This window comes from Kribbella sp. NPDC050470 (assembly GCF_044458365.1).
Taxonomy (GTDB): Bacteria; Actinomycetota; Actinomycetes; order Propionibacteriales; family Kribbellaceae; genus Kribbella.
The window spans coordinates 843,327-869,996 of the sequence record NZ_JBITHV010000001.1; the positions used below are offsets into that span (position 1 = coordinate 843,327).

Annotated in this window: 27 protein-coding genes; 23 read left to right on the top strand and 4 right to left on the bottom strand. The window is 67.7% G+C overall.

Translation table 11 applies throughout. The annotated features are described in order from the left end of the window. The first annotated feature begins 6 nt into the window (after window positions 1-6). From ACIBGM_RS03985 to ACIBGM_RS04025, 9 genes are all read left to right on the top strand, one after another. Window positions 7-1,383 (top strand): cytochrome ubiquinol oxidase subunit I, encoded by a 1,377-nt coding sequence (locus ACIBGM_RS03985; RefSeq protein ID WP_360517312.1) that lies wholly within the window; start codon window positions 7-9, stop codon window positions 1,381-1,383. Next, the gene (locus tag ACIBGM_RS03990; RefSeq protein WP_360517315.1) at window positions 1,383-2,393 is read left to right on the top strand and encodes a cytochrome d ubiquinol oxidase subunit II; all 1,011 of its coding nucleotides are present in this window, start codon (window positions 1,383-1,385) and stop codon (window positions 2,391-2,393) included. The genes ACIBGM_RS03985 and ACIBGM_RS03990 overlap by 1 nt, the downstream gene beginning before the upstream one ends. Then, on the top strand, window positions 2,390-2,623 hold the full coding sequence (locus ACIBGM_RS03995) for a hypothetical protein (RefSeq protein WP_396384415.1): 234 nt from the start codon (window positions 2,390-2,392) through the stop codon (window positions 2,621-2,623). The genes ACIBGM_RS03990 and ACIBGM_RS03995 overlap by 4 nt, the downstream gene beginning before the upstream one ends. Further along, window positions 2,613-4,301, top strand: a complete 1,689-nt coding sequence (locus tag ACIBGM_RS04000) for an ATP-binding cassette domain-containing protein (protein WP_360517321.1) — start codon at window positions 2,613-2,615, stop codon at window positions 4,299-4,301. The genes ACIBGM_RS03995 and ACIBGM_RS04000 overlap by 11 nt, the downstream gene beginning before the upstream one ends. Next, window positions 4,298-5,821: an ATP-binding cassette domain-containing protein gene (locus ACIBGM_RS04005; protein ID WP_396384416.1), complete on the top strand. Its 1,524-nt coding sequence runs from the start codon at window positions 4,298-4,300 to the stop codon at window positions 5,819-5,821. The genes ACIBGM_RS04000 and ACIBGM_RS04005 overlap by 4 nt, the downstream gene beginning before the upstream one ends. Window positions 5,822-6,070: 249 nt before the next feature. Beyond that, window positions 6,071-6,769 (top strand): hypothetical protein, encoded by a 699-nt coding sequence (locus ACIBGM_RS04010; protein WP_396384417.1) that lies wholly within the window; start codon window positions 6,071-6,073, stop codon window positions 6,767-6,769. Between the two features lie 46 nt (window positions 6,770-6,815). After that, on the top strand, window positions 6,816-7,307 hold the full coding sequence (locus ACIBGM_RS04015; protein ID WP_396384418.1) for an SRPBCC family protein: 492 nt from the start codon (window positions 6,816-6,818) through the stop codon (window positions 7,305-7,307). A gap of 542 nt (window positions 7,308-7,849) precedes the next feature. Further along, window positions 7,850-9,805 (top strand): heparinase II/III family protein, encoded by a 1,956-nt coding sequence (locus tag ACIBGM_RS04020; RefSeq protein ID WP_396384419.1) that lies wholly within the window; start codon window positions 7,850-7,852, stop codon window positions 9,803-9,805. Between the two features lie 135 nt (window positions 9,806-9,940). After that, window positions 9,941-10,810 (top strand): alpha/beta fold hydrolase, encoded by an 870-nt coding sequence (locus ACIBGM_RS04025; RefSeq protein WP_396384420.1) that lies wholly within the window; start codon window positions 9,941-9,943, stop codon window positions 10,808-10,810. Window positions 10,811-10,887: 77 nt separating this feature from the next. Here the strand turns inward: ACIBGM_RS04025 and ACIBGM_RS04030 are convergent, their stop codons facing one another. The 3 genes from ACIBGM_RS04030 to ACIBGM_RS04040 form a co-directional block, all read right to left on the bottom strand. Beyond that, window positions 10,888-11,385: a DUF2505 domain-containing protein gene (locus ACIBGM_RS04030; protein ID WP_360517339.1), complete on the bottom strand. Its 498-nt coding sequence runs from the start codon at window positions 11,383-11,385 to the stop codon at window positions 10,888-10,890. Window positions 11,386-11,509: 124 nt separating this feature from the next. Beyond that, window positions 11,510-11,767, bottom strand: coding sequence for a hypothetical protein (locus ACIBGM_RS04035; protein WP_396384421.1), 258 nt, complete (start codon window positions 11,765-11,767; stop codon window positions 11,510-11,512). A 235-nt stretch (window positions 11,768-12,002) separates the two neighbouring features. Then, the gene (locus ACIBGM_RS04040; RefSeq protein ID WP_360517342.1) at window positions 12,003-12,188 is read right to left on the bottom strand and encodes a hypothetical protein; all 186 of its coding nucleotides are present in this window, start codon (window positions 12,186-12,188) and stop codon (window positions 12,003-12,005) included. A gap of 122 nt (window positions 12,189-12,310) precedes the next feature. On the opposite strand from ACIBGM_RS04040, the gene ACIBGM_RS04045 reads away from it, so the two are divergent. The 8 genes from ACIBGM_RS04045 to ACIBGM_RS04080 all read left to right on the top strand — a co-directional run bounded on the left by ACIBGM_RS04045 (window position 12,311) and on the right by ACIBGM_RS04080 (window position 20,227). Beyond that, on the top strand, window positions 12,311-12,685 hold the full coding sequence (locus tag ACIBGM_RS04045) for a metalloregulator ArsR/SmtB family transcription factor (protein ID WP_360517345.1): 375 nt from the start codon (window positions 12,311-12,313) through the stop codon (window positions 12,683-12,685). Window positions 12,686-12,720: 35 nt separating this feature from the next. Further along, complete coding sequence (locus ACIBGM_RS04050) at window positions 12,721-13,155, top strand: oxidoreductase (RefSeq protein WP_360517348.1); 435 nt, start codon at window positions 12,721-12,723, stop codon at window positions 13,153-13,155. After that, complete coding sequence (locus tag ACIBGM_RS04055; protein WP_396384422.1) at window positions 13,152-15,173, top strand: proton-conducting transporter membrane subunit; 2,022 nt, start codon at window positions 13,152-13,154, stop codon at window positions 15,171-15,173. Before ACIBGM_RS04050 ends, ACIBGM_RS04055 begins: the two co-directional genes overlap by 4 nt. Next, window positions 15,170-16,108: a respiratory chain complex I subunit 1 family protein gene (locus ACIBGM_RS04060; protein WP_396384423.1), complete on the top strand. Its 939-nt coding sequence runs from the start codon at window positions 15,170-15,172 to the stop codon at window positions 16,106-16,108. The genes ACIBGM_RS04055 and ACIBGM_RS04060 overlap by 4 nt, the downstream gene beginning before the upstream one ends. Window positions 16,109-16,113: 5 nt before the next feature. Further along, a complete protein-coding gene (locus ACIBGM_RS04065) occupies window positions 16,114-16,758 on the top strand; it encodes a hypothetical protein (protein ID WP_396384424.1) in 645 nt (214 codons plus the stop codon). Then, window positions 16,758-18,260: a proton-conducting transporter membrane subunit gene (locus tag ACIBGM_RS04070; RefSeq protein WP_396384425.1), complete on the top strand. Its 1,503-nt coding sequence runs from the start codon at window positions 16,758-16,760 to the stop codon at window positions 18,258-18,260. The genes ACIBGM_RS04065 and ACIBGM_RS04070 overlap by 1 nt, the downstream gene beginning before the upstream one ends. Next, window positions 18,257-19,765 carry an NADH-quinone oxidoreductase subunit C gene (locus ACIBGM_RS04075; RefSeq protein WP_396384426.1) on the top strand — a complete coding sequence of 503 codons (1,509 nt, stop codon included), beginning with the start codon at window positions 18,257-18,259 and terminating at the stop codon, window positions 19,763-19,765. The genes ACIBGM_RS04070 and ACIBGM_RS04075 overlap by 4 nt, the downstream gene beginning before the upstream one ends. A gap of 150 nt (window positions 19,766-19,915) precedes the next feature. Next, complete coding sequence (locus ACIBGM_RS04080) at window positions 19,916-20,227, top strand: hypothetical protein (RefSeq protein ID WP_360517363.1); 312 nt, start codon at window positions 19,916-19,918, stop codon at window positions 20,225-20,227. 117 nt (window positions 20,228-20,344) lie between these two features. Here ACIBGM_RS04080 and ACIBGM_RS04085 read toward each other — a convergent pair whose 3' ends face one another. Then, window positions 20,345-20,701: a metalloregulator ArsR/SmtB family transcription factor gene (locus tag ACIBGM_RS04085; RefSeq protein ID WP_360517366.1), complete on the bottom strand. Its 357-nt coding sequence runs from the start codon at window positions 20,699-20,701 to the stop codon at window positions 20,345-20,347. Window positions 20,702-20,783: 82 nt separating this feature from the next. On the opposite strand from ACIBGM_RS04085, the gene ACIBGM_RS04090 reads away from it, so the two are divergent. From ACIBGM_RS04090 to ACIBGM_RS04115, 6 genes are all read left to right on the top strand, one after another. Beyond that, complete coding sequence (locus tag ACIBGM_RS04090) at window positions 20,784-21,461, top strand: CBS domain-containing protein (RefSeq protein WP_360517369.1); 678 nt, start codon at window positions 20,784-20,786, stop codon at window positions 21,459-21,461. Between the two features lie 394 nt (window positions 21,462-21,855). Then, entirely contained in the window at window positions 21,856-22,251 is a 396-nt protein-coding gene (locus ACIBGM_RS04095; RefSeq protein WP_360517372.1) for a hypothetical protein, read from the top strand. A 322-nt stretch (window positions 22,252-22,573) separates the two neighbouring features. Beyond that, window positions 22,574-23,758 carry an extracellular solute-binding protein gene (locus ACIBGM_RS04100; RefSeq protein ID WP_396384427.1) on the top strand — a complete coding sequence of 395 codons (1,185 nt, stop codon included), beginning with the start codon at window positions 22,574-22,576 and terminating at the stop codon, window positions 23,756-23,758. Between the two features lie 31 nt (window positions 23,759-23,789). Beyond that, window positions 23,790-24,680 carry a sugar ABC transporter permease gene (locus ACIBGM_RS04105; protein ID WP_360517378.1) on the top strand — a complete coding sequence of 297 codons (891 nt, stop codon included), beginning with the start codon at window positions 23,790-23,792 and terminating at the stop codon, window positions 24,678-24,680. Then, the gene (locus ACIBGM_RS04110; RefSeq protein WP_396384428.1) at window positions 24,677-25,516 is read left to right on the top strand and encodes a carbohydrate ABC transporter permease; all 840 of its coding nucleotides are present in this window, start codon (window positions 24,677-24,679) and stop codon (window positions 25,514-25,516) included. Before ACIBGM_RS04105 ends, ACIBGM_RS04110 begins: the two co-directional genes overlap by 4 nt. A gap of 23 nt (window positions 25,517-25,539) precedes the next feature. Beyond that, entirely contained in the window at window positions 25,540-26,661 is a 1,122-nt protein-coding gene (locus tag ACIBGM_RS04115; protein ID WP_360517384.1) for a glycoside hydrolase family 172 protein, read from the top strand. Window positions 26,662-26,670: the final 9 nt, after the last annotated feature.

Consider the following 26,670-nt stretch of genomic DNA (forward strand, 5'->3'; position numbering starts at 1 on the left):
GCCGACATGAGCCTGCTCGATCTGTCGCGGTGGCAGTTCGTCATCACCGTGATGTTCCACATGTCGTTCCCGGCCATCACGGTGGGGCTGTCGATCCTGCTGAGCGTGCTCTACGGGATGTACTGGAAGTCCCGCAAGGCGGTCTATCTGCAGATGTTCCGGTTCTGGCGGCGGGTCTTCGCGGTCGGCTTCGCGATCGGTGTCGTGGCCGGCATCGTCATCACCTTCGAGATGGGGCTGAACTGGGGCGTCTACGCGGCCAAAACCGGTCCGATCATCGGGCCGATCATCGGGATGGAAGTCGTGACGGCATTCTTCGTGGAGGCCGGGTTCATCGGCGTTCTGCTGTACGGCGACGGCCGGGTCCGGCACGCGACGATGTTCGTCTCGACGGTGATGGTTGCTCTCGGCACGGTCCTGTCCTCGACCTGGATCATCGCCGCCAACTCCTGGATGCAGACGCCGGCCGGGTTCGTCGTCCGGAACGGGCGGTTCGAACCGACCGACTGGGTCGACACGATCTTCAACCCGTCGTTCCTCTGGCGGTGGCCGCACATGGTGCTTGCCGTACTGATCTCCGCCGCATTCTTCGTGGCCGGCATCGGCGCGTACTACCTGGTCAAGGGACGGGCGTTGGCCTTCGCGCGCCGGTCCGTGTCGATCGCCCTGGGTGTCGCGGCGATGCTGGTACCGGTGCAGATCTTCGTCGGTGACCACACCGCCGGCGCGGTGTTGCCGCACCAGTTGTCCAAGCTGGAAGCCCTGGAGGGCAACTGGACAGAAGGCAACACCGGCTTCGTCCTGTTCGCGATCCCGGACCAGCAGGCCGAGCGCAACCTCGCGGAGCTGAGCATCCCTTGCCTGGGCAGCGCGATCAACCGCGACCTGACCTGTCGGACGGCGATCCCCGGACTCGAGCTGACGCCGAAGGCTGATCGGCCCGACATGGCTGCGGTCTTCTGGGGATTCCGGGTCATGTTCCTGGCTGCGCTGCTGATGTTCGGCACCGTCTTCTACGCGACTGTCCTGCGCCTCCGCCGAAAACTGTGGACCTCGAGACGCTTCCACCGGTTCCTGCTCTGGACGACACCGGTGGGCATCCTCGCCGTTCTGGGCGGCTGGGCCACGGCTGAGACGGGTCGTCAGCCGTGGGTCGTGTTCGGTCAGCTGCGCACCGCGGACGCGGTCTCGCACCTGGCGCCCAGCGAGCTCGTGTTCTCCGTGGTGGGTTTCTCGTTGCTGTACGTCGTGATGCTGGTCGCGTACCTCGCCTACATCGTGCACACGGTGCGGATCGGCCCCGACCAGGTCGCTCCCGACGAGCGACACCCGACCCTCGACTCGGTACCGACGGCGAGTCTGGCCGGCGGGAGGGCGAACTGATGGCCACGGTCTGGTTCCTGCTCATTCTCCTGTGTCTGCTGATGTACGTCGTACTGGACGGCTACGACCTGGGTATCGGCATCGCCACCTTGATCGAACCGGACGCGAGTTATCGGCACGAGATGCTCGAACAGGTCGCCCAGGCCTGGGACGGCAACGAGACGTGGCTGGTCCTGCTCGGCGTGAGCCTGTGGGCCGGCTTCCCGGCCGCGTTCGGCACGATCCTCCCGCACGCCTATCTGCCGGTCATCGTCATGCTGTTCGCGCTGATCGTTCGCGGCGTCAGTGTGGAGCTGGCCTCACAGGCTCATCCCGCGCCTCGCTGGGAAAGGGCGTTCGGCGTCGCCTCGCTGATCGCGGCGCTTGCTCAGGGCATCGCCGTTGCGACCCTGACAGCGCACGTGACCGTGGTGGACGGGGCATTCTCCGGTTCTTCGTCAGGCGCGATCAGTTGGTTCTCGGCGCTGTCCGCCGTAACGGTCACCTGTGGCTATCTGGCGCTCGGGTACGCCTACACGAAGTGGAAGGCGACCGGTGAACTCCGTGCCCGGGCGGGCCACCGCGGCGTGGTCAGCGCAGTCCTGGCGGTGCTGCTGGTTGTCGGATGCCTCATAGCTGTGGGTGCGACCGCCACACCGCTCAGCATGCACGGTCCTGCGCGGGTCATCGCCTTCACCGGGCTCCTCCTGTTCGCCGCGGTCGGCGCGGTGACGGGCGTGATGACCTCGCGGCCGACTTCGCCGTACGACGGCCTCCCGCTCGCGGGCCTGGTCACCGCCGTCGTGGCACTCGTCGTTGCCCTGGTGGTGGCTCGCTATCCGGTGCTCGCTGCACCGGACCTGACCCTCACCAGCACAGCAGCACCGCCCGGCACGCTGGCGTTTCTCGCGGTCGGGATCGGACTCAACGTGCCACTGATCCTCTTCTACAACTGGTTCGCTCACCACGCCTTCCGAGGCAAGGCCCCGGCCAACCATCTCTCGAACGGAACGACAGGAGACGCTCGATGAGCGCTCGAACCCAGGGCGGACGCACAGCGCGCCGATTGCTCACACGGACGATGCTGACGGTCGTCGTTGTCGTTGTCGCCTTGTTCCTCTATTGCGTCTGCCAGGGGATGTTCTCCGGCTATCCCAAGGATCACGGCCATCTGCTGAGCACGGTGGGCATGCTCCTCATCGCCCTCGTCGGCGGGATCGCCTGGATTGTCGACGAACATCGGATGCACGATGACGACTGACCAGGCCGGAACGGCAACTGCGCGGTGGCTTGCTGCAGCCGCGAAGCCGGGCCGCCGGTGGCTGCTGAGTGCCGCCGGCTGCCAGGCACTGGAGACGGCGTTCACCATCGTCCAGTGGGCTGGTCTGGCATTGATCGCCGGCGAGGTTCTTGCCGGCGATCGGCCGAGCCGGCTGGGATTGTGCATCCTCTTCGGCGGTGGTCTCCTGGCGGCTGGAGCTGTCTGGAGTTCGGCGCGGTTCCAGGCAGTCGGCCGCCGGCGCATCGCCCACGCCATTCGGCGGGGCCTGGTGGCCGGGCTGCTACCGGCCGGGCAGCGGCATGCGGAGCCCGACCCCTCGACGGCCGCGCTCGCAACGGTGGAGTTGGCCGACGACATCGCCGACTTCCATGCGCGGAGCCTTCCCCAGCGACGGTCCGCTCCGGTGTCGATGGCGCTGATTCTTGGTATCACCGCGATGCTGCAGTGGCCGGCCGCAGTGATCCTGCTGCTGGCGAGCTTGCTCATCCCGCTGAACATGCGGCTTGCGGGCCTGTTCGCAAAGGAGGGCGCCGACGCCCGGGCGGCGGCCGGCACCAGGCTCGCCGCCGTCGTCCTCGACAGCTTCCGAGGTCTGCCGACGCTGCGGAACATCGGGGCGCTGGAACGACGCCACTCCGAGCTGGCCCGTGCGTCCGATGACCTGAACGCCACCACCATCGCGGTCATCCGGCGGGCATCGCTGTCCGGAGCGGTGATGGACGTCGTCATCACCTTCTCGATCGCGGCGAACGCGACGTACATCGGTCTCGCCCTGCTGGGCTACGTGCGGATCGGCGCTGCGCCCGGCATGACTCTGTTCCGTGGCCTGCTCGCTCTGCTGATCTGCCCGATGTACTTCCAGCCGCTGCGGACCATGGCTGCGGCGTTCCACAGCCGGGAACGGGCACTGTCGGCGGTACCGGCGATCAGCGGTTTGCTGGTCGAGCCTCCTTCGAATGCCGAACGTGTACCGCCCGCGGTCGAACCCGTAACTGTTGTCGTGAACAACGCCTCTCTTCGGTTCCCTGCATCCGACGAGCCAACGCTGAATGGTGTGAACCTGACCGTTCAGGCGGGATCATGGACGGTCGTGGCCGGACCGTCGGGCGCAGGCAAGACCACATTGCTGTCGCTGATTGCCGGCGTACGCACTCCGAGTCACGGGACCGTTCAGTGGCTGACTCCGACCGGTGGGTCGGCGCCGTGGCTCGGCGGCTGTGCCTGGATCGGTCAGCAGACGGTACTGCTCCCGGGATCGATCGGCGACAACATCCGGATCGGACGACCGGACGCCGGCCGGGCGGAGATCGAGAAGGCGGCCGCCGCGGCCGGGTTGGCCGAGGTTCTCAGACGGCTTCCGCAAGGCCTGGACACGCGGCTGGGGGAGGGCGGCTGGGGTCTGTCGACCGGCGAGGCGCGCCGCATCGCGATCGCCCGCGCGTTCCTCGGCGACGCGGGTCTGTGGGTCCTGGATGAGCCGACCGCGCATCTCGACGCGGACACCGAGGCCCAGATCATTGTTGCCCTACGCAACGCCACCCGGGGCCGCACCGTCATCGTGGCCACGCACTCCGCGGCTCTCGCCCGATCCGCCGACCTCCTGTTCGGTCTGACGGACGGGACGATCCATACCGTCCGCGAGGCGATGCAGGTATGAAAGCAAAGGCACTCGCCTCGTTCGGCCTGCTGCTGGCCGTTCTCGCGGAGGCCTGTTCCGTCGGGCTTCTCGGACTCTCCGGATGGTTCATTGCAGCTTCAGCTGTGGCCGGAGCCAGTGCCTACAGTGCGTTCTCCTACCTCGCGCCCAGCGGTGGGGTGCGCGCCTTCGCGCTCGGCAGGATCGCGACCGGCTATGCCAATCGGGTTGTCTTACACGCCGCGGCACTACGACGGATCAGCGCTGCCAGGCTCGCCGTGTACGACCAAGCCGCCGGTTCCGAAGGCACCGGTTGGTCCGGCCGGTCGCTGGATCGGGTCATGGCCGACGCGGACACCACCGGCATGGCGGTCATCCAGGCCACTACGCCTGTGGTCGTTGCCGCCGCGATGACGGCGGGGGGCTGCGTTGCAATCGTCCTCGCCGGCTGTCCACTCGCGGCGCTGACGCTGGCTGCAGCCGTGATCGCCTGTGCCGTCCTCGCAGTGGCTTCTGCGTGCCGGACGGATGACACGGCCCGTACCCGTGGTCTGCTGAGGACCGAACTGGTGACCGCGGTCGAGGCATGGCCCGAGATGGCGTCGCTGGGCGCTACAGACCAGTTGGCGCACCGCACTCTGCAACGCCTGGAGGCCTTCGAGGGTGGGCGAAACCGCGACGCTGCGACAACCGCGCATGCTCTGGGCGGCGCCCGCGCAGTGACGGCTGCCGCGCTGCTGCTCACAGTGCTGCTCACCGCGCGGTCCGGCGCCACGATCGCGACGTTGGTCTTCGTCGGTCTGCTCGCCGCCGGTGTCATGGCCAACGCCGAGCGTCTGGTCGCCGCCACAAGCGCGTGGATCCAACTCCGCCAGGCCAAGGCCCACCTCGCGGCAGCCGGAGAGGACGAAACCTGCCGGCCGGAGGTCGCCACGACCTTCCGGGCGACGTACGACGGTCGCAGCCTCGCAGTCTCCGGATACCAACTGCCGGAGACACCCACACGGGATGAACGCGAGATCGCATTCACCGTCGCCACCGGCCAGACCCTCGTCATCACCGGCCCGTCCGGCAGCGGAAAGACCACTCTCATCGCCGCCATCGCTACAGCGCTGCGGCGACAACCCGGTCCCGCCGTCGTCACCGCCGTACTGGCCGACGACTATCTGTTCACCGGCACGATTGCCGACAACTTCCGCCTGGCCAACCCCGCCGTGAACCACGCCGAAGTCACCGACCTGCTGATCGCTATGGACCTGAACCGCGCCGGACTGGAACCGCAAACCACCATCGGCGTCGGCGGGCGCAACCTGTCCGGCGGCGAACAGCGACGACTCCACCTTGCCCGCGCGCTGGCCACCGAGCCCGACGTCCTCCTCATCGACGAGCCGACGACCGGCCTGGACGCGGACACCGCCAGGCAGATCCTGCACGCCGCACGCCGCCGGCGGCCGCACGCGATCCTGCTGCTGGCGATGCACCAGCCGCCACCAGACACGCACCCTCTCGGCCCTCACTGGACCGCACTGTCGGTCGAATGAGCAGCGGAGCCCGCCGGCGGCACTGGCGGCGACCTTGTGGGTTGCCGTCCGACGCGACCGCCACCGCTCCGTACTCACGCAATGGGCCACAAACCTCCTCGGTTGTGGAACGCCATTGAAGGACGGGCGTACAGCGTCGTACAACGCGCGAACCTGCCGGTAGGTCATCGACCGATAGCTTGGGCAAGTTGTCGGCCTGAGTTCTTACGCGGCACCACGGGCCCTCACTCGTGGGACAGTTGCCGAACGATGACGATCTTCACGTTTCACCTTGCGGAGCTCCGTCCGGCGACGACGGCGGGGGCGTTGTGGAGGGCGCCGGCTGTGTCTTCCACGCCTGGGTTGCGGTATGCCGAGTGCCTGGCGCTGATGCGCCTCGGTGCGCCGACGGTTTCGCCGGCTCGGATGCAGTTGCGTCGGATGGTGATGTTCGCGCGGTGGGAGGACGAGGCGGCGGTCGAGACGTTTCTGGCGGATCACCGGTTGGGCAGGGAGTTGGCTGCGGGTTGGCATGTGCGTATGCAGTTTCTTCGTCGTTGGTCGCGGCTTGCGGCGCTGCCGGACCTGCCGGCGAGGGCGGGGGAGTGGGATCCTGCCGAACCTGTCGTGGCGGTCACGTTGGCTCGGATGCGCCTGCTGGAGGTGCCGAGGTTCCTGAAGTGGGGCAAGCCGGTGGAGCGGCTGGTTCGTGACCATCCGGGGGCCACGTTGGCGCTGGCCGCGATGCGCCCGCCGCGGACGATTTCTACGTTCTCTGTTTGGCGGACGGTGGGCGAGATGGAGGAGATGGTGCACGGCCATAGCAGTGTTCCGGAGCCTGACCGTCATGCTGCCGCGATGGCCGAACGCCGGCGCAGGGACTTCCACCATGAGTTCGCCACGCTCCGGTTCCGGCCGCTGTCGGAGCACGGTTCGTGGCAGGGGCGCAGCGGCATCGTTCCTCGCTAGACCCGGCACGTTGTCCCACGCCTGGAAGAACGGAATGATGCGGCCCATGAAGTACACGGTCTCCATCGAGATCGCCCTGCCGCGGGAGACGGTGGTCGGGCTGCTCGAGGACCCGGCACAGCGGCCGAAGTGGCTGCGGGGTCTGGTGCTGCACGAGCCGCTGAGTGGGGAGGACGGGCAGCTGGGCACCAGGTCGCGGGTCGTGATGCAGATGGACCGGCGGAGGTTCGAGGGCACCGAGACCATCACACGCCGGGAGTCGGCAGACCTGCGCGAGCTCCAGACAACGAGCGTCGTTCACTTCGACCGCGAGATCGTCGGCGAGGGCATGTGGAGCGCCGCGCGCGAGCGGCTGACCGAAGCCGGCCCGGAAACGACGCTGTGGGAGAGCGAGAACGAATACCGGTTCAGCGGTTTTCTGATGAAGCTGGTGGGACTTGTGATGCCCGGCGCCTTCCGCAAGCAGTCGCTACAGCACATGCAGGACTTCAAGGCGTTCGCCGAGCACGGAACGGACGTCCGCGAAGCCACGAACTGATCCGCCCTGACCGGTCAGGCGTCTGACGGCGTGTCGTGTAGATCGTGCCTTCACTGATCGCAGCTTTGTAGACCGGCGTACTGACGATTGATCGCATCGGCTGCGCTGTGCCTTGACTCAGGCACCGCTCGCGCGTTGGTGGGTGCAACTTTCGGTGGGCTGGGTGCATCGAGGCTGTTGTAGGGGGAGAGCGCAGCGACGGGCAGATGCGGTGTGGAGGGGGTGATGAGCCTGGTCGCCGGTTCTTGGCTGTCACGCTCGGCCTGATTTCTCAGGTCGGGACTTCTTCGATGAGGTACGACGGTGAGCGGACCGCCCACGCGGAAGGCCGCGGGCTCGCCGGAGGCACGACGCACGGTCTGGCTTGGACACTGCCTGGCTGGTGCGTCCTGCAGGACCGGGCGGGAGAGGCGTCCCGTCCAGGTGTAGTCCCAGGGCGGGTGTAAGGGGGTCCGCCCAGGGCGTGAGCCTTGGCTCTGGTGATTGCGGCCAGAGCCTCGTGACCGTCGCTGTTCTCTGGCGACGGTGGGGGAGGACGACTCATGCGATTCAAGCGCACTGCCGGTGCGGCTGTAGGAATCGCCGCTCTGGTCCTGGGGGCCGGAGCGGCGGCAGGTGAGACCAGAAGTCCGGCGGCGCCGTCGCCCGGCATCCTGATCGTGGAGGCGCCGGAAGGGCCGGGCGAGGCGCAGTTCGTGCCGGGGCAGTCCAACGTCGTACCGGCGACTGGACCGGTGGCCACGGACGTCGGGCAGAACAAGATGCAGTCGCTGGCGGCGCCGTTTTATGCGTGTCCTGGTTTCAGTGGGTTGCAGACCACGAATCCGTTGGCGAACCTCTACAAGGATGTGTTCACGTGGGGGCCGTACGCGCCGTACAGGGTGGGTAACGGTGGCGGGAACATCAACTGGGCGCTGAACCCGTACAGGAACGCCAGTTGGTACATGTGGTTGCACTCGTTGCGGTGGCTCGGTCAGGGGATTACTGCGGCGGGTCAGGGGGATTTGACCGCGCTGACGCGGGTGAACACGATCGCGTACGACTGGTATCGGGACAATCCGTATTCGTGGAAGGGCAACGTTGGTGCGTGGGAGTCCACGATGCACCGGACGAATGTGCTGATCTGCCTGCGGCAGGCGATCCTGTCCGGGCTGCAGGTGGGCGCGGTGCCGACCCGCTACGCGTGGGTGGATGCCGCGCTGTTGAGTCATGCGCGGTTCCTGACGAACTATTGGAGCGGGGCGTGGAATCACGGGACCGACGAGTCCATCGCTTTGTTCGGGGTCGGTGTCACGTTGAGCCGGGCCGATTACCGGAATCTGGCGCAGCAGCGGTTGGCGGCCGCGATCACGACGTCGATCGATGCGCAAGGGTCGACGAACGAGCAGTCGACGGGGTACGCGGCGTTCAACTACTCGCTGTGGGGGCGGGCGATCGCGGTGTTGCAGAACGGCGGTGTCGATCCCGGTACGACGATGGTGACCCGGCGGGCGTTGCTGGCCAAGTGGCTGGCTTTGGCGACGAACTCGCTGGGCAAGCTGCACCAATTGGGTGACACCGAGTTGCAGGCGACGTACCCGTGGGTGGGGACGCCGATGGAGTACGCGGGTTCGCTGGGCACGAGGGGTGCGGCGCCGCCGTGGCGGGTCGGGGTGTATTCGGCGGGCTACGTCTTCGGCCGGACGGGTTGGGGCACCGATGCTGCGAGGGGGTTCAGGGGTGAGTCGACGTACAGCATCAGGTACGGGCCGGCGCGGGCGTTCCATGGGCACAGCGATCACACCAGCATCACCTACACGGCGCGGGGCCGCGACATCGTGATCGACGGCGGCTATGCGGCGTACTCGGCCGGCGTGTGGCGTGCCTGGGTGGTCAGTGCGGCGGCGCACAGTGTGCTGACGACGCCGCTGGCGAAGGCGACGAACCCGGCGACGAGGCTGACGGCGTACTCGGTGAAGGCGAACGCGGAGTCGTACACGTTCACCGATGCGCCGGGGACCGGGGTCAGCCGGGTGCGTTCGGTGCTGGTGCTGAAGGACCCGGATCTGATCGTGACCTGGGACCGTGCGTCGGCGACGACGGCGCAGGCGTTCCAGACGCTGTGGCACTTGCCGCCGGATCAACGGGCCAGCGTGTACTCCCGGACGACCGCGGTGGCGATGGCGGCGGGGGACACGACCAGAACGGTGGTGTTCCAGCTCCCGTTCAAGCAGGCGCTGCCGCCCGGCGCGACCCTGATCAAGCAGGCCCAGACCAACCCGATCCAGGGTTGGCACTACCCGAGCAGCTACGTTCGCAAGTCGGCGCCGACGATCATGATGGCCCGGTCCGGCCGGACCGCGTCGATCCTGTCCTTCATCGTCCCGGTGCGCGCCAGCGGGTCGGTCACCTACACCACCCGGTGGTCCGGCACGACGTTCATCATCAACCTCAACGTCGGCGGCGCACGTGCGGCGATCGCCATCTCCGGCGGCGGATCCCTTTACCGGGCGGGCTAGCAGCCTGAGTTTGCGCCAAACCTAGTGCCCTCCGGTCCTTCGACTGGATGGGCACTAGGTTCGGCCTGCACCGGACCGCTTCGATCTCGTTAGGGTGCTGGGCAGGATGGATCGACGCAGGCGAAGGAGATGCAGATGACCGAGGCCACGACTCGTTCGATCGAGGTACCGGGCGCCGTACTGACCTATGACATCCGGCCCGGCAGTGATGCGGACAAGATCCCGCTGGTGATGGTTGCGTCGCCGATGGCCGCCGCCGGGTTCACGACGTTGGCCGGCCACTTCACCGACCGCACGGTGGTCACCTACGACCCGCGGCAGAGTGAGCGCAGCGAGCTCACCACCGATGCGGATCCCACCCCGGAGACCCACGCCGACGACATCCATCGAGTGATCGAGGCCGCGGTGGGTCCTGGTCCTGTCGATGTGCTGGCGAGCAGCGGCGGCGCTGTGAACATGCTTGCATTCGTCGCCGCGCATCCTGACGTGGTCCGCATCCTGGTAGCTCACGAGCCGCCGCTCGTGTCGGCGTTGCCCGACCGCGAGGCAGCGTTCGCAGCAGTCCACGATGTCCGGAACACCTACGAGCGCGATGGCCTGGGGCCGGGGATGGCGAAATTCCTGATCCTGGTCATGCACAGCGGCGAGATCCCCGCCGACTGGACGGATCGGCCTGCTCCCGACCCGGCCCAGTTCGGGTTGCCGACCGACGACGACGGCTCGCGCGAGGATCCGATGCTCGGTCGCGGACACATCGTCAACACCACCGGGTACGAGCCTGACTACGACGCGATCAGGGCTGCCCCGACCCGGGTCGTGCCGGCGTACGGCATCGAGTCGGACGGGCTGATCACGCAACGCGCCACGATCGCCGTCGCCGATGCGCTCGGGGTCGAGCCGACGATCTTCCCGAGCGACCACGGCGGTTTCCTGGGCGGGGAGTACGGGCAGACCGGCGACCCGGACGCCTTCGCCACCCGGCTACGCGAGCTGCTCGACGGCTGACCTCCCGAAGCAACGCCAAGTCTGATCCGCCCGTCTTGCCACAGACTTGCGGACGGCATCACCCGTGGCCGGGGGAGTCAGAGGGAGCCGGCGAGCCAGGACCAGGCGACTTCGAACTTTGCTTCGAGGCGGGTGCGGACGGCGTCGGTGACGATGCGCTCGAGGCGGGGCCCGAGGACGGGCGTCGAGGCCGTGACGTGGAGGTCGAATTCCTGGGTGGTGGAGTGACCGGTCGGGACCAGGACGGTGCGGCCGACCAGTTTCACGCGGGCGCCTGCGAGTTCGCCCTCGACGTGGGCCTCCCGTGCGCCGTCCTGTCCCGCCGGGTGCCAGGTCTTGGTCTGGACGAGGTTCAGCATGTCGCCGACGAATCGTCGTGCGACGACTGGTACGTCGTCGGTGGCGGTCTCCCATTGCACCCGGAGCAGTACGTCGTCGCCTGCGTTGCGGACGGCAACGTCGTAGGAGTGTGCGCTGAACCTCCGGAACACCTGTTCCTGGAACGTCGCGTCCGTGATGAGCGCGAACACTTCCTCGGGTGTCGCGTCGTACGACGTGATCAGGTTGAGATCCATCGACCCATCATCCCAGCGAACAGGCCGACCAGGCAGATCCGCGGCATCCGTCGCTGACCCCTGCGCCCGATCCTGCATCCCATCTCGCCGGTGGCTTGCACGGCCGGCGGCCGGACGGTGCTGCCTAGTGGGTCGGCCAGACGACTTCAATGAGGTGGTCGTCGGGCTCGAGGTTCCAGGCCGGGCTGGTGTGATTGGTCCAGCGCGGCTCGCCGTCGAGGGTCAGGCCGTTGTGTTCGGCGTACTCGCGGAGGCGTTGCACCACGGCCTTACCCGCGGTGAGGTGGATGTCGTCGCGGTAAAGCGCGGAGACCGCCTCGGTTGCCGGCAGCAGGCTCCTGCGCATGCCGTCGGTGGTCACGGTCGTCGGCGCCCCAGACATCCGTCAAAACTGTCAGGCCGGCTGCGCGTAGGTCAAGTGCTCTTGATCCGGTGAAGGGGCTGGACCGCATCCGCATCGAAGGTCGCGATTCGGCCGTGAGGTGCAACCTCGAACCAGGCGTCGCCGAGGCCAGCCGCCCGGTTCTCGCGACGGGTCGGAGTACTGGTCACACTCCAGTGACTTCGTAGCGCAAGGGGTCGCTCCCGTTGTTGGTGCTGGCGGTTGGGCGACCGGCTCAGGTCAGGTCGTGGGGTGTGTCGGCCTCGGCGTTGATTCCGTGTTCGCGGGCGAGGTGGAGGAGGCTGTCGAGCTCGCCGGCGTAGACGCGTTCGGCGTCGAGATCGCCGGCTTCCTGGGCTGCGCGGACGGCCTCGCGGGCGTCGGTGATCCTGCGGTGGAGCTCGTCGGCGAACGCGTTCATGGTCTCCCGTCCCGGGGTGCCGGCAGTGGGCTGTCGCGTCAATCTACACATCAGTTGCAGAATTCTTCAATTCATGATCGCATGGATTGAGGATGGCGTGAAGTGATGGGAAGGCGTGCGCGATGACGACACCGCTGCACCAGCTGAAGGCGGAGTTCTTCAAGACGCTGGGGCATCCGGCCCGGATCCGGGTGCTGGAGTTGTTGAGCCAGCGTGAGATGGCGGTGAGTGAGTTGCTGCCGGAGTTGGGTCTGGAGGCGTCGAATCTGTCGCAGCAGCTCGCCGTACTCCGTCGGGCCGGTCTGGTCACGACGCGCAAGGAGGGCTCGCAGGTCTACTACTCGTTGACGAGTCCGCATGTGGCTGAGTTGCTGGCCGTGGCACGGACCATCCTCACCTCGGTGCTGACCGAGCAGGCCGAGTTGCTGGACGGGTTGAAGGCAGACGCGCAAGCGTCGGGCCGGGCGCGGGCGCGGGTGCGGCGGGCGGTGCGGTGAGGGCGCTGCTGCGGAAGATTCGGTCGACGGGCAGGGTGGCCGAGCCGGCCCCGGAGCGGTCGGGCGGCCGTGACGAGGCGTTCGCCGGCTCCGTTCAGGTGCGGCACGTCGATGCGGGGTCGTGCAACGGGTGCGAGGTGGAGATCGGTTCGGCGTTCGGGCCCGTGTACGACGGTGAGCGGTACGGCGCCCGCCTGGTCGCATCCCCGCGGCACGCCGACGTGCTGCTCGTGACGGGCCCGGTGACCCGGAACATGGCCGAACCGCTGCGCAAGGCGTACGACGCCACCCCGGCGCCGAAGCGTGTGGTCGCGGTGGGGGACTGCGCACACGACTGTGGCGTGTTCGCCGGCGGATACGGGGTCGAGGGTGCGGTCGCTGATGTGATCCCGGTCGACGTCGTCGTACGGGGATGCCCGCCGGAGCCGCCGCAGATCATCGGGGCGTTGCGAGATCTGACCGGGCGATGACGATCGGTTGGGCGCTGCTCGGCGTACTGCTGGGCGCTGGACTCGGTGCGCTGGGCGCTGTCGCCGCAACTCCGCGACCACGTGCACTCGTCGCGGGCCTTGCCACGTGCGCTGTCGGAGCTTTCGGCGCACTGGCCGGTGTGCTGGCGCTGAGCGGCGAGACGTTCGCTGCGGCCGTTCCGCAGCTGCTGCCGTTGAGCGAGGCCGCGATCGCAGTCGACGCGCTGTCCGGTGTGTTCTGTGTACTGATCGGTGGAGTCGCCATCATCGCCGGGTTGTACAGCATCGGCTACTCCGGTGGGGATCACGCGGATGGCGTCGGTGCCGGTTCGCGGACGGCGCAGGGGCTGCTGCCGGTGTTCGTGGCGACGATGATCCTGGTCCCGGTCGCGGGGAACGTGACGACCTTCCTGGTCCTGTGGGAGCTGATGGCGCTCGCGTCCCTGGCATTGGTCTTCGCCGAGCACAGGGTGCGGCCGGCGGTCCGCGACGCCGGAGTCTGGTACGCCGCGATGACGCACGCCGGCCTGGTGGCGATTCTGCTCGGTCTCGTGTTGTTCGCGTCGAACGCCGGTGGCGAGTCGTTCGAGACACTGCGTTCCGCGGATGTCTCGGCGTCGATCCGCGCTGTCGTCTTCGTTCTTGTCTTCGTGGGGTTCGGGTCCAAGGCGGGCCTGGTTCCGCTGCACGTGTGGCTGCCGCGCGCGCATCCGGAGGCGCCGAGCCCGGTGTCGGCGTTGATGTCGGCGGCGATGGTGACACTCGGCCTGTACGGCGTCCTGCGTGTGGGCTTCGACCTTCTCGGTGGTGGCCCGCGCTGGTGGTGGCTGCTGGTGCTGATCGTCGGCGGGGTCTCTGCGCTGTACGGCGTACTGCAGGCCAGCGTCGCGGTGGATCTGAAGCGCCTGCTGGGCTACTCGACAACCGAGAACATGGGCCTGATCATGCTCGGGGTCGGCGCGGGTGGAATGTTCGCTGCCGACGGCAACCGGACGCTGGCGAGCCTGCTGGTCGGCGCCGCGCTGCTGCACGCGCTCAACCACGCCGGGTTCAAGACCGTGTTGTTCCTCGGTGCGGGATCGGCGCTGCGATCGACGGGCACGCGCCATCTCGACAGCCTGGGCGGCCTGGTGTCGCGGATGCCGGTGACGACGGCGCTGTTCGGCGTCGGTGCACTCGCTGCCGCCGCGCTGCCTCCGGGGAACGGGTTCGTTTCGGAGTGGCTGTTGTTGCAGGGCCTGATCCACGGTCTACCCGGTGCGGACGCGGTCGTCGCGGTGGCGATGCCGCTGGCTGTCGGTGTGGTGGCGTTGACCGCGGGCCTGGGGGTGGCGACTTTCGTCAAGGCGTTCGGGGTGGGATTCCTGGCGCGGCCGAGATCCGCGGCAGCGGCAGCGGCGAAGGAATCGCCGCGGACGATGCTGGTCGCGATGCTGCTGGGGGCAGTCGCCTGCGCTGTGCTCGCGATCGTGCCGGCCGCGGTCGCTCCTGCGTTGACGAAGGCCTTGGCCGTGCTGCCGACGGTCGAGGTCGGTGCGCCGTTGAGCGGTGTGGTGACGTTGCGGCTGACAGGGATCGAGGGGTCGATGTCGCCGCTGCTGATCCTGGTTGGTTTGCTCCTTGCCGCGTTTCTGGTGGTGGCGCTGGTTCGCCGTGGGTTGCCGCGTCGCGAGTCGCTGGTGTGGGGCTGCGGCGGAACCAGGCTGGATCCGCGGATGGAGTACACGGCGACGTCGTTCGCGGAGCCGCTGACCCGGGTGTTCGACGACGTGCTTCGCCCGGAGTACGACGTCGACGTCACGCATCATGTGGAGTCGCAGTACCTGATCGAGAGCGTCCGCTACCGGCAACGTGTCGACGATCGGCTGGAGGCGGTGCTGTATCCGCCTGTCCTTGCCGGCAGCACCCGGATCGGCGCGACCCTGAGCCGGCTGCAGAACGGAAGCGTGCACAGGTATCTCGCGCTCGGGCTGCTCGGTCTTGTCGCCGTCCTGGTCGTCGTGGGGCTGACCACATGAGCGTCGTCGGAGTCGTCGTCCAGCTCGTTGTGCTGATCGTGCTGGCTCCTTACCTGATCGGCCTGATGAGGCAGGTCAGAGCAGTCCTCGAAGGCCGGGCGGGCGCCGGCATCGGGCAGCCGTGGCGGGACCTGCGCAAACAGTTCCGCAAGGAGCCGATCACCCCTGAGGGGTCGAGTTGGGTGTTCGCCGCGGCTCCTGTCGTCCTTGTCGCGTCGACGCTGGTGATCGCGGCGGTGGCACCGTTCATCGCGACGATGTCGCCGTTGGACGGGGTCGCGGACCTGTTCGCGGTCGTCGCGCTGCTGCTGCTCGGCACCGTCGCCCTGGCCCTGGCCGGTCTGGACACCGGTACGGCGTTCGGCGGGATGGGCGCGAGCCGGGAGATGACGGTGGCAGCCCTGGCCGAGCCGACGATCCTGCTGGCCGGGTTCGCCTTGTCCGCGCGGGTCGGGTCGACGAACCTGTCGGCCATCGTGGAACGCGGCCAACAGTCGCCTGGCGACGTGTTGTCGCCGGCCACGTTGCTGGCCGCGGTTGCGCTCGCAGTGGTAGTCATCGCGGAGGCCGGCCGGCTGCCGGTCGACAACCCGTCGACTCATCTGGAGCTGACCATGATCCACGAGGCGATGGTGCTCGAGTACGCCGGTCGCGACCTCGCGCTGGTCGAGTTCGCGTCGGCGCTGCGGTTGACGGTGCTGCTGGGGTTGTGGGCGAACCTGTTCCTGCCGTGGGGAGTCGCCGCCGAGGCGTCGGTTGGGGCGTTGTTGCTCGGTGTCGTGGCATTCGTCGCGAAGGTCGCCGTACTGGGTGCCGTGCTGGCCGCTGGTGAGGTGTTCATGGCGAAGCTGCGGTTGTTCCGGGTGCCGGAGTTGCTCGCGGGGTCGTTCCTGTTCGGTGTCCTTGCTGTCTCGTCGTCCTTCTTCCTGGCGTGATCGTGATGACCCAGTTGCTCTATCTGATCTGCGGCGGCCTGCTGTTGTCGTCGGTGCTGGTGTTGTGGCGGCGTGAGCTGTCGGCGATCGCGCGGTTGCTGGTGGTTCAGGGACTCCTGCTGGGCGCGCTGGCCGCGGTGCTGGCGGTGCGACTGGGCAGTTTCGAGTTGGTGCTGGTCGCGATCGGTGTACTGGCATTGAAGGCGGTCGTCGTACCGGGCATCCTGCGCAAGGTGCTGCGGGACAGCAGCGAGGCGCGGGAGACCGAGCCGCTCATCAACGTGACCGCGTCGATCGTCGCCGCGGCGTTGCTGACGTTGCTTGCGTACGCCGTCGCCCGGCCGCTCGTGCGGCTGGCGCCGTCGGCCGAGACCGAGGCAGTTCCGGTCGGCCTGGCGATGGTCCTGCTCGGCTTCTTCGTGCTGGTCACGCGGCGGCGGGCGCTGTCGCAGATCGTCGGATTCCTGCTGCTAGACAACGGTATCGCGACGACGGCGTTCCTGATCACCGGGGGAGTGCCGGGGATCGTCGAACTGGCCGTCTCGCTCGACGTGTTGCTGGTCGTGCTGGTGTTGCAGGTTCTGACCGCGCGACTGCGTGCGACGTTCGGAGGGACGGACATCGACGAGCTACGGGAGCTGCACGACTGATGAGTCTCACCGGTGTCCCGGCGGTGCTGCTCCTCGCCGCCCCGATGATTGCCCTGGTCCTCGCTTCCGCCGCAGCGCTGCTGATGGGCTGGCGGCGATCGGTGGCTGTCGCGACCGTCGCGGCAGCTGCAGTCGTCCTGGTTGTCGGTGTGCTGGCAGCGGCCTGGACCGCCGGCGGCGGCGTGGTTGCTGCCGGCACCTTGTTGCGCATCGATGCGTTGTCGGGCGTGATGCTGATCGTCATCGGCGCGGTCGGTGTGGTGGCGACCTGGGCAGGTATCGGCTATCTGGACGGCGAGCTCGCGTCGGGTCGCACGGATGCGGCGGGTGCTCGGCGGTACGGCGTACTCGTGCCGCTGTTCCTGGCGTCGATGGTGTTCGCGGTGTCGGCGAACAACCTGGGGCTGCTGTGGGCCGCGGTCGAGGCGACGACGATCGTCACCGCGTTCCTGGTCGGGCACCGTCGGACCAGGAAGTCTCTGGAGGCGACCTGGAAGTACGTGATCATCTGCTCGGTCGGCATCGCGCTGGCGTATCTCGGGACGGTGCTGGTCAACTACGCCGCCAAGCAGGCGGGCATCACCGAGCACGGGACCCTTGACTGGACCGAGCTCGTCGCGCACGGCGGCGAGCTCGACCCGGGCGTGATGAGGCTCGCGTTCGCGTTGCTGGTGCTCGGATTCGGCACCAAGGCCGGGTTGTTCCCGATGCACAGTTGGCTGCCCGACGCGCACAGTCAAGCGCCTGCGCCGGTCTCCGCGCTGATGTCCGGCGTACTGCTGCCCGTGGCGGTCTACGCGCTGGCCCGCTATCGCGTGATCGCGGTCGCCAGCGTCGATCCGCGGTTCGTCCGGGGGCTGCTGCTGGCCGTGGCGCTGGCATCTCTGCTGCTCGCCGCCGGGTTGCTGCTGGCACAGCGTGATTACAAGCGGCTGCTGGCCTACTCGAGTATCGAGCACATGGCGCTTGCTGTCGTCGGTGTCGCGATCGGCACGCCGTTGGCGATCGCTGCGACGCTGCTGCACATCGTCGGCCATGGACTGGGGAAGGCGGTGCTGTTCTGCGGAGCAGGGGAGATCCTCGCGCGTGAGGGCAGTACGCGGATCGATGCCGTCCGGGGGTTGTTCTTGCGCGCGCCGATGCTCGCCGGTCTCTTCGCGGCTGGACTGGCGGCGCTGCTCGGGTTGCCGCCGTTCAGCCTGTTCGTCAGCGAGATCGGGCTGATTCGCGCGATGATCAACGAGGACGTCGGCTGGGCGGCCGCCGTCGTCCTGGTATTGCTGCTCGTGGTCTTCGTCGCGGTCGTCGCGAAGGCCGCCGGTCTGCTGCTGGGGCCTGGTCAGCCACGCGAGGTGGCTGGCGGAGCGAACGTGACCGCGCTGCCTGTGATGACGGTCGTGCCGTTGACGGCCGGGCTTGTGGCCCTCGCCGTACTGGGGATTGCGGACTGGCCGCTCGGCCAGCTGCTGCAGACTGCCGGCCTGATCGTGGGGAACCGATGAGCTCAGATCCCAGGACCTACCCCAACCGCCGTCAGGTCACAGTCGCCGCATCCACGGTGGCAGACCGCGCGTCGGCACTGCTGCTCGACGGCTACCGCCTCGCACTGGTCGCCGCACACGACGACGCCGAGGAGTTCCGTGTCGTCTACCTCTTCACCGCCGCGAACCCCGACCGGCGAGTGGAACTCATCCTGCCCACCGACCGCATCACACCCCTGATCCCCAGCCTCGCTGCCCTGTCGTTCCCGGCGAGCCGCTTCGAACGCGAACTGCGCGACCTGTTCGGCATCGAGGTCGCGAACCACCCCCTCCCACGCCGCCTCGTGCTGCACCAGCATTGGCCGGACGACTGGTTCCCGATGCGTCACAACGCGGGACACCCACCCACCTTCGGCGACATCGACGAGCCGTACCCGTTCCTGACCGTCGCCGGAACCGGCGTCTACGAGATCCCGGTCGGGCCGATCCACGCCGGCCTGATCGAACCCGGTCACTTCCGGTTCTCGGTAGTCGGCGAGACGATCCTGAAGCTGAAGGCCCGGTTGTGGTTCGTCCACAAGGGCATCGAAAAACTTGCCGAAGGCAAACTGCTGGCCGACGTGCTGCCGCTGGCCGAACGGGTCTCCGGCGACACGACCGTGGGCCACACACTGGCGTTCTGCCTCGCGGTCGAGGAAGCCCGAGACTGGCCGGTGCCGCCGCAGGCACAGACACTGCGGGCGATCCTCCTCGAGCTCGAGCGGCTCTACAACCACGTCACGGACATCGGTGCCCTCTGCAACGACGTCGGCTACGGCATCGCGAACGCGCACGCCCAGCGCATCCGCGAGCAACTCCTCCGCCTCAACAAGCAGGTCACCGGACACCGCCTGCTGCGCGGCGCGATCACCCCGGGCGGGACGCACATCCGTGCGCTCCCCGAACCCGGTCAGCTCGCCGTCATCGCCGCCGACATCCAGCAGGTCGTCGACATCGCCCTCGGCCACAGCGTCGTACTGGACCGCATGACCGGTACTGCGATCCTGTCGCGCGACCAGGCCCAAGACATCGGCACCCTGGGGTACGTCGCCCGCGCCAGCGGCATCGATCACGACGCTCGCCGCGACCACCCCTTCGTGCCAGAGACAACCGCAGTTGTCGCGCCCACGCACACCGCTGGGGACGTTCTGGCCCGCCTCCTCACCAGAGCAGAGGAGATCCAGAACTCCGTCGCCTTGATCGCCGAGCTCGTCGCCGGCCGGCCGCCGCTGGGTGCGGAAGCGCCGAAACCGACGTGGCTGGCCGCCGGCCGCACCTCCGGCATCGGGCTGGTCGAAGGCTGGCGCGGCACGATCGCCCACCGGATCGAATTCGCACCCGACGGGACCGTGACCCGCCTGAAGATCGTCGACCCGTCGTTCTTCAACTGGCCGGCCCTCCCCGTCGCCCTGGCCGACACGATCGTCCCGGACTTCCCGCTGACCAACAAGAGCTTCAACCTGTCCTACGCCGGGAACGACCTGTGAGGCCCGCAGGAAGATCGAGACAGTCCAGCGCTGGGTGGCCTCGGTGATCCTCACCGGCTTCTACCTCTTCACGTGAGCGAGGCTGGACGCGGCGACACGTGGAGAGCACGCTGGGGGAGAGGCTGGAGAGACTGTTCGGCGGTGATGGTGATGACTCAGCAGTATGTTGCCGGTGAAATGTCGCTGCTGCTGGCGCACCTGCGATCGGTGGCCACGGACGAGGAGTCCGCGCGAGAAGTCGACAGCTTCCGTCGCGAGGCGGAGACCATGCCACTCGCGACACTGGCGTCCGTCGCCGAGCGCGCGATGGCGCTTGCCGACGCGATGTGCTGGGCCTCGATCGCCCGAGGAGACGCGACAGGCTTCAGCCGCCTGGCCGAGGTCTCGGCCCACCTGCACGAGTTCGGCACCTGCGCCGGCCTACTCTGCGATCAGATCCCCGACAGCCGATCGGTCACCTAGCCCAGCCGCCGCAGCCGTCCGTAGACCGCCCAGCGCGAGCGTGGCGAGTGAGCCTCCCATCGCGGGCGGCCGCCCTGCTGGGGGACAGGTGGAGGGTAAGCAGAGCGGCCGCGGTCTTTAGGGTGGCGGACCGCCGACGGCCTGGCCGACAGGTTCGCGCAGGTCGTCCAGGAGCTCTGCTTGGTCGGTCAGGACTCCGGTCAGGATGCGGCGGGCGACGCTCAGTAACTCCGCGACGTACGGGGAGGTCGGTGAATAGATCACCGTCGCCCCTTCCTTGCGTGAGGTGACCAGCCCGGAACGACGGAGTACGGCGAGGTGCTGGGACAGGTTCGCGGGCTCGATGCCGACCTCGCGCACCATCTCCGCAACCGAGTGATCCCGCTGGCTGAGCAGCTCCAGGACACGGATCCGGGCCGGGTGGGACAGGTTCTTGAAGAACTCCGCCTTCAGCTGGTACAGCGGCCTCGTCATCCGGCCCTCCTCCATGCTGTCGGCTTCCCGTCGCCCTTGCGGACTTGCTAATCTTAGCAAGTCCGCAAGCGAGGTGAGACCGATGCTCGAGCCTGTCGTCGCCACGTTCATGACTCGGTCGCCGGTGACGGTGACGGACGACACGCCGTTCAAACTGGTTGCCTGCGCCTTGCTCGCTTCCGATGCCCCGGCGGTTCCCGTCCTGAGCGGGAATCGCCGGCCCGTCGGGCTGATCACCGAGAGCGACCTCCTGGTGAACCTCGAGTACCACGGCGGCATCGATCCGCCGCCGTTGCTCGGCGGTGTCGCCGGCCGCAGACGACGCCGCAAGTCCACCGCTCTGACGGCGCGCGAGTTGATGAGCTCACCGGTCAGCACGATCGGCGCCGACGCACCGATCGGCGTTGCCGCGCGCAGCCTGACCAACCCCGGAGCTCCACCCCTGTGTGTCGTCGACGACAACCTGACACTTGTCGGCCTGCTCACCAGACGCGATCTGATCTGCGCCTATCGACGCCCGGACGTCGACATCGCTGCCGACATCGACCGCGCAATCAACAGCGACCGCCGGCGTCCGGCGCGCTCCCCGGCAGAACTCACGATCCAGGTCGACAACGGCGTGGTCACCCTGACCGGACAACTCGCCTACCGCAGCCAGGTAGAACACGCGATCGTGGCCGCCTCCAGGATCGCCGGCGTCGTCGCCGTACACAGCACCCTCGTCTACGACATCGACGACCTACTGGTCACCGGCTTCTGACGACAGGCGGCCCTGCTCTTGCGGTGGTCTGGTTGCTACGCAGACGAACTAGTGCCCGAATGGGTTGAGGTGCAGGGTGGGGCGGGCCAGTCGCAGGCCTGCAGAGCGCAGCGTCGCCGCGGCTCCCGCATACGGATGCCGACGACGCAGGCGCCTCGAGCGCCGCACCGTCGGGTGCAGGAGCAGATCGGCAAGGCATATGCGTCCGCCCGGGCTCGGCACGCGTGCCAGCTCACCGATCGCCGTATCCAGATCAACGAGGTGCCTGAGCGCGGCCGTGCAAGAACGACAGCTCAGCTCCGGGGCAGGAGGCGGTAGCGAACCGGTCGCCTCGACCGACTCAGTGGGTCAGATGCTCTCGACCTCGTTCGGTCGGCTGACGCACCATCGAGGTATGGCCCGGTATGACGTGACTGTGCGGATCAGGACCGGCTGGCCTCCGTCGGCGTCGGATCTGTTCGCGATGCGCAGCGCCGGCCGCCACATGCCTGGGCCGATGCGCCTCCGATCTGTCGTGTCCTGCCTGGACGGCGACAGCGAACTGGTACTGCGAACCCGCGGCCTGCCCGCCGGAATGGCGATCCAGCAGGCACGTATGGCGCTGCCGATCCTCGGACTACGCCGCGACGCAGTACGCCGGATCGACGTACGAAGCGTCCACCCGCTCGACTCCCGCCGCCAGCTGCTCGCCAGTTGGCAACCAACACCCACCGATCGCCAATCCCCGCCGCCCGCTGGACCGCCGCCCGCCCGCGTCACCGTGCTCGGCTCCCGCACACGCCGGTCATAGACCGCTGCCGGACCAGCCAGCGGTCGAACCAACGATTGGTGACGCTCTACGCCGGCGACCCGGGCATTACACCAGTGCCAAACGTTTTGGCGTCGGCTGCGGTGTTGACCGGGTAGGTGTCGCTCGGAACACTCTCTGCCAAGACGTTTTGCCAAAACGTTTAATCAGGCAGTCGGGGAGAATCGGAGTCGGAGTGATGAAGTTTCGCAGGGCGGGCGATCGTCAAAGCATCGGCGTATACCTCACGGCCGCTGTCACAGCTCTGGTGCTTGTCGCCGCCGGATGTGGTGCGGGCGGTGGCTCCGGGGCCGAGAGCAGCACATTGACCGTACTCGTGGAGGGTGGGGGCAAGGCCGAGCTGCAGCCGGTCGCCGACCTGTACAAGAAGGAGACAGGTACGACGGTCGAGTTGGTCGAGCTGCCGTACGACGGCCTGTACGACCGGGTCCAGACCGAGCTGGGATCGGGGAAGGCGTCGTTCGACGTGGCCGCGCTCGATGCGATCTGGTTGAGCGCGTTCTCCGCCGGCGTCTCGCCGTTGGACGACCTGTTCACCGAGGACGTGAAGCGAGACCTGTTCCCGGGCCTGGTGACCGAGGCTCAGGTCGGGGGTTCGTACGTCGGTATGCCGGTGTGGACGAACTCGGAGATCCTCTACTACCGCACCGATCTGTTCGGTGATCCGAAGGAGAAGGCGGCGTTCCAGGCGAAGTACGGCTATCCGCTCGTGCCGCCGACCACCTGGAAGCAGTACCGCGACGCGGCGGAGTTCTTCACCCGCGACGCCAACCGCGACGGGCAGACCGACCTGTACGGCACGGACGTCAAGGGCGCCGTCGAGACAGAGTGGCTGGCGACGGTTTCGCAGACCGGTGCGAAGACGATGGTGCTCGATCCGAGCAGCGGCCAGGTCACCATCGACGACGGCCGGCATCTCGAAGCGCTGAACTTCTACACGAGCCTGTTGCCGTATGCGCCGTCGGGTGCGGCGCAGCTCGATTGGGCCGGCGCGCAGAACCTGTTCTACCAGGGGAAGCTCGCGATGATGCGGTTCTGGGGACATGCGTACACGCAGACCCCGGCGGATGCCTCGGTCAAGGGGAAGATCGGTGTTGCTCCGATGATCGCCGGACCCGGCGGGATCGCGGGTGTTCCGGGTGCGTGGTACCTGTCGGTGCCGAAGGCAACCACCAAGCAGGATGAGGCGAAGAAGTTCGTCGCCTTCGCGTATGCCCACAACGACCTGTCGATCAAGACGTCCCTGGGCCTGGTCTCCCGGATCTCGGCGTTCGAGTCGCAGGCCGGCGTGGCCGGGCGTGAGAACTACCCGGCGATCCTCGCGACGCTGAAGTCGCCCGCGACGGTCGCACGACCGGCGACGCCGAAGTGGCAGGAAATCGTGAACACCGTGCTGACGCCGATGCTGCAGAAGGCAGTTGCCAAGGGCGCCGACAACGCCGCTTTGCTCAAACAGGCCAAGGCCCAGATCGACGCGATCGTCCAGTAGCCCGATCCCGCCGACTTCGAAGGGTCCGCTTGTGCGCCTCACCGATCGCCGGTTCGCGCTGTTGCTGATGGCGCCGGCCGGGTTGTTCCTGCTCGCCTTCGTGGCGTGGCCTTTGATCAGATTCGTCTCGAACGCGTTCTACGAGATCTCGCCGATCGCCGGCGGGCCCCGGACGTTCGTCGGCTTCGACAACTTCGCCGCAGCCTTCAGCTCATCGGCGTTCCAGGGAGCATCGCTGCGCACGACCGTCTACACGCTTGTGGTTGTCGCCTTCGAGTTCACGTTCGGCATCGCTGTGGCCCTGCTGTTCACCGCACTGGGCAGCCGGTCGGCGGTGTTTCGTACCGTCTTCATGTATCCGCTGATGATCGCTCCGGTCGTCGCGGGCCTGTTGTGGCGATTCCTGCTCATCGACAACTTCGGCATCGTCAACGAGCTGCTGAGGCGCATCGGCGTACTGCAGAGCACCGATCAGATCGGCTGGCTGAGTGATCCGGACATCGCGCTGTTCTCGGTAGCCCTGCCGGACATCTGGCTGACCACGTCGTTCATCACACTCGTGCTCTTCGCGGGGCTCCAGAACATCCCGGGCGACGTGATCGAGGCCGCGCGCATCGACGGTGTGCGCTATCCGACGCTGCTGTTCCGGATCATCCTGCCGCTGCTCCGGCCGGTGATCGCCGTCGCGCTGATCGTCCGCGGCATCGATGCGGCGAGGGCATTCGACATCATCCTCATCCAGACCAACGGCGGACCTCAGGAGAGTACGACGACGCTCAGCCTGCTGATCTACCGCACGATGACGCGCAACGGCGATCCCGGTCTGGCGAGCGCGATGGGCACCGTGTATCTGATCGCGATGCTAGTGGTCGCTGCCGCGGCGATCCTCGCCATCTGGAGGCCGGGGAGCGAGCAGGCATGAACGGTCTCGAGACGCGCCGGCGTTCCACGCGCGCCCTGGTGTGGGGCGGACTGGCGGTCACACTGGTGCTGTACGGGTTCCCGTTCGTCTACCTGCTGCTGACCTCGTTCAAATCGCCACTGGACGCCATCGCCGTACCGCCGCACGTGTTGCCGTCGCAGTGGACGCTCGGCAACTACGTCGCGGCGCTGAGCAGGGAAGGCGTCGTACCGGCGCTGATCAACAGCGTGGTGACCGCGATCCTCAGTACGGCGTTCTCATTACTGCTCGGCGTGCCGGCCGCGTATGCGATCACTCGCTACCGCACACCGAGCGGACGGGTCTTCGTGATCGGCGCGCTGATCACCCGCATGGTGCCGACGATCGCGGTTGGCGCACCCTTGGTCGAGACGATGCGAACGCTGCGCATCTCCGACACCTCGATCGGACTCGCGATCGCGCACACCACGATCTCGTTGCCGTTGTCGATCTGGCTGATGTCGAGCTTCTTCGAGGCGGTGCCCGGTGAGCTCGAGGAAGCGGCGAAGGTCGACGGCAGCGGCCGGCTGGAGGCGCTGTGGTACGTCGTACTGCCGGTCGTCTCCGGCGGGCTCGCGGTGACGGCGATCTTCGCGTTTCTCGCCTCGTGGAACGAGTTCCTGTTCGCGCTTCTGCTGACGTCGGTGCGGGCGCAGACCACGCCGATCGTCATCGCGAACTTCCAGACCCAGTTCGGTCTCGACTGGGGCGGGATGACCGCGCTCGCGGCCGTCTACTCGGTCCCGGTCATCCTGCTCACCCTCGCCCTGCAGCGGCACATCGCCGCGGGCCTGACCCTTGGCGCGGTCAAGGGCTGACACCGCTCGAATCCGGAGAAGATATGGAATTCTGGCAACCCAACAGCCCGCTCGGCGGCCTGGCTCACGTCAAGTCCGGCCGGTCTCGACGCGAGTCGAGCTGGGACCACAGCGGCGGCAACCGCGACTTCGAGGTCGTGCCCGCCGGAGAGACCTTCGTCATCGCCGACATCGAAGGCGCCGGCCGGATCGAGCACATCTGGCTGACGACCCGCTGCTACTCGGAGAAGTACCTGCGCAAGCTCGTGATCGAGATGTTCTGGGACGGCGAGGACAACCCGAGCGTCCGCGCGCCGCTCGGCGACTTCTTCGGTGTCGGGCACGCGGTCGCGAAGCACTACATCTCGCTTCCGCTCAACGCCGTCTTCGGTCCACGCCGCGGTCCGAAGGGACCGTTCGCGGCCGCGATGAACAGCTACTTTCCGATGCCGTTCGGCAGCCACGCGCGGATCCAGCTCCGCAACGAGAGCGACCAGCCGATCGAGAACCTCTTCTACTACGTCGACTACGAACTGACCGACGAGCCGGTACCGGACGACGTGGGCCGGTTCCACGCGTACTACCGGCAGGAGAAGCCGGCAACCGCCGTGCGCCACACCGCCGAGGTCGAGAACCCGGCGCCGTGGGACCTGCCCGGGACGAATCTGACCGGCGACGACAACTACGTGATCCTCGATGCGGTCGGCAAGGGGCATTACGTTGGTTGCGTGCTGAGCATCGACAACTTCGACGCCTCCAACCAGGTGTTCACCTGGCCGGGGGAGGGCGACGACATGTTCTTCATCGACGGCGAGGTCTGGCCGCCGTCACTGCACGGGACCGGTACCGAGGACTACTTCGGCGCGGCCTGGGGCTTCCCGAGCGGCGAGTACGCCGGTCCGTACCACGGCATCACGCTCGGGGCGAGCCCGCAGGAGCACTTCGGGTTGTGGAGCATGTTCCGCTGGCACATCGAAGACCCGGTCCGCTTCGAGAAGAGCCTCCGCGTGTCGATCGAGCACGGTCATGCGAACGATCAGGGCAACGACTACTCGAGCGTGGCGTACTGGTACCAGGTCGGCGGGCACGCTCCACATGCCGAGCTGCCGCCGGTCGAGGAGCGGCTGCCGCGTCGCTGGCCGGAGCACGGGCTCTGGGACGAGTGAGGCCGGACC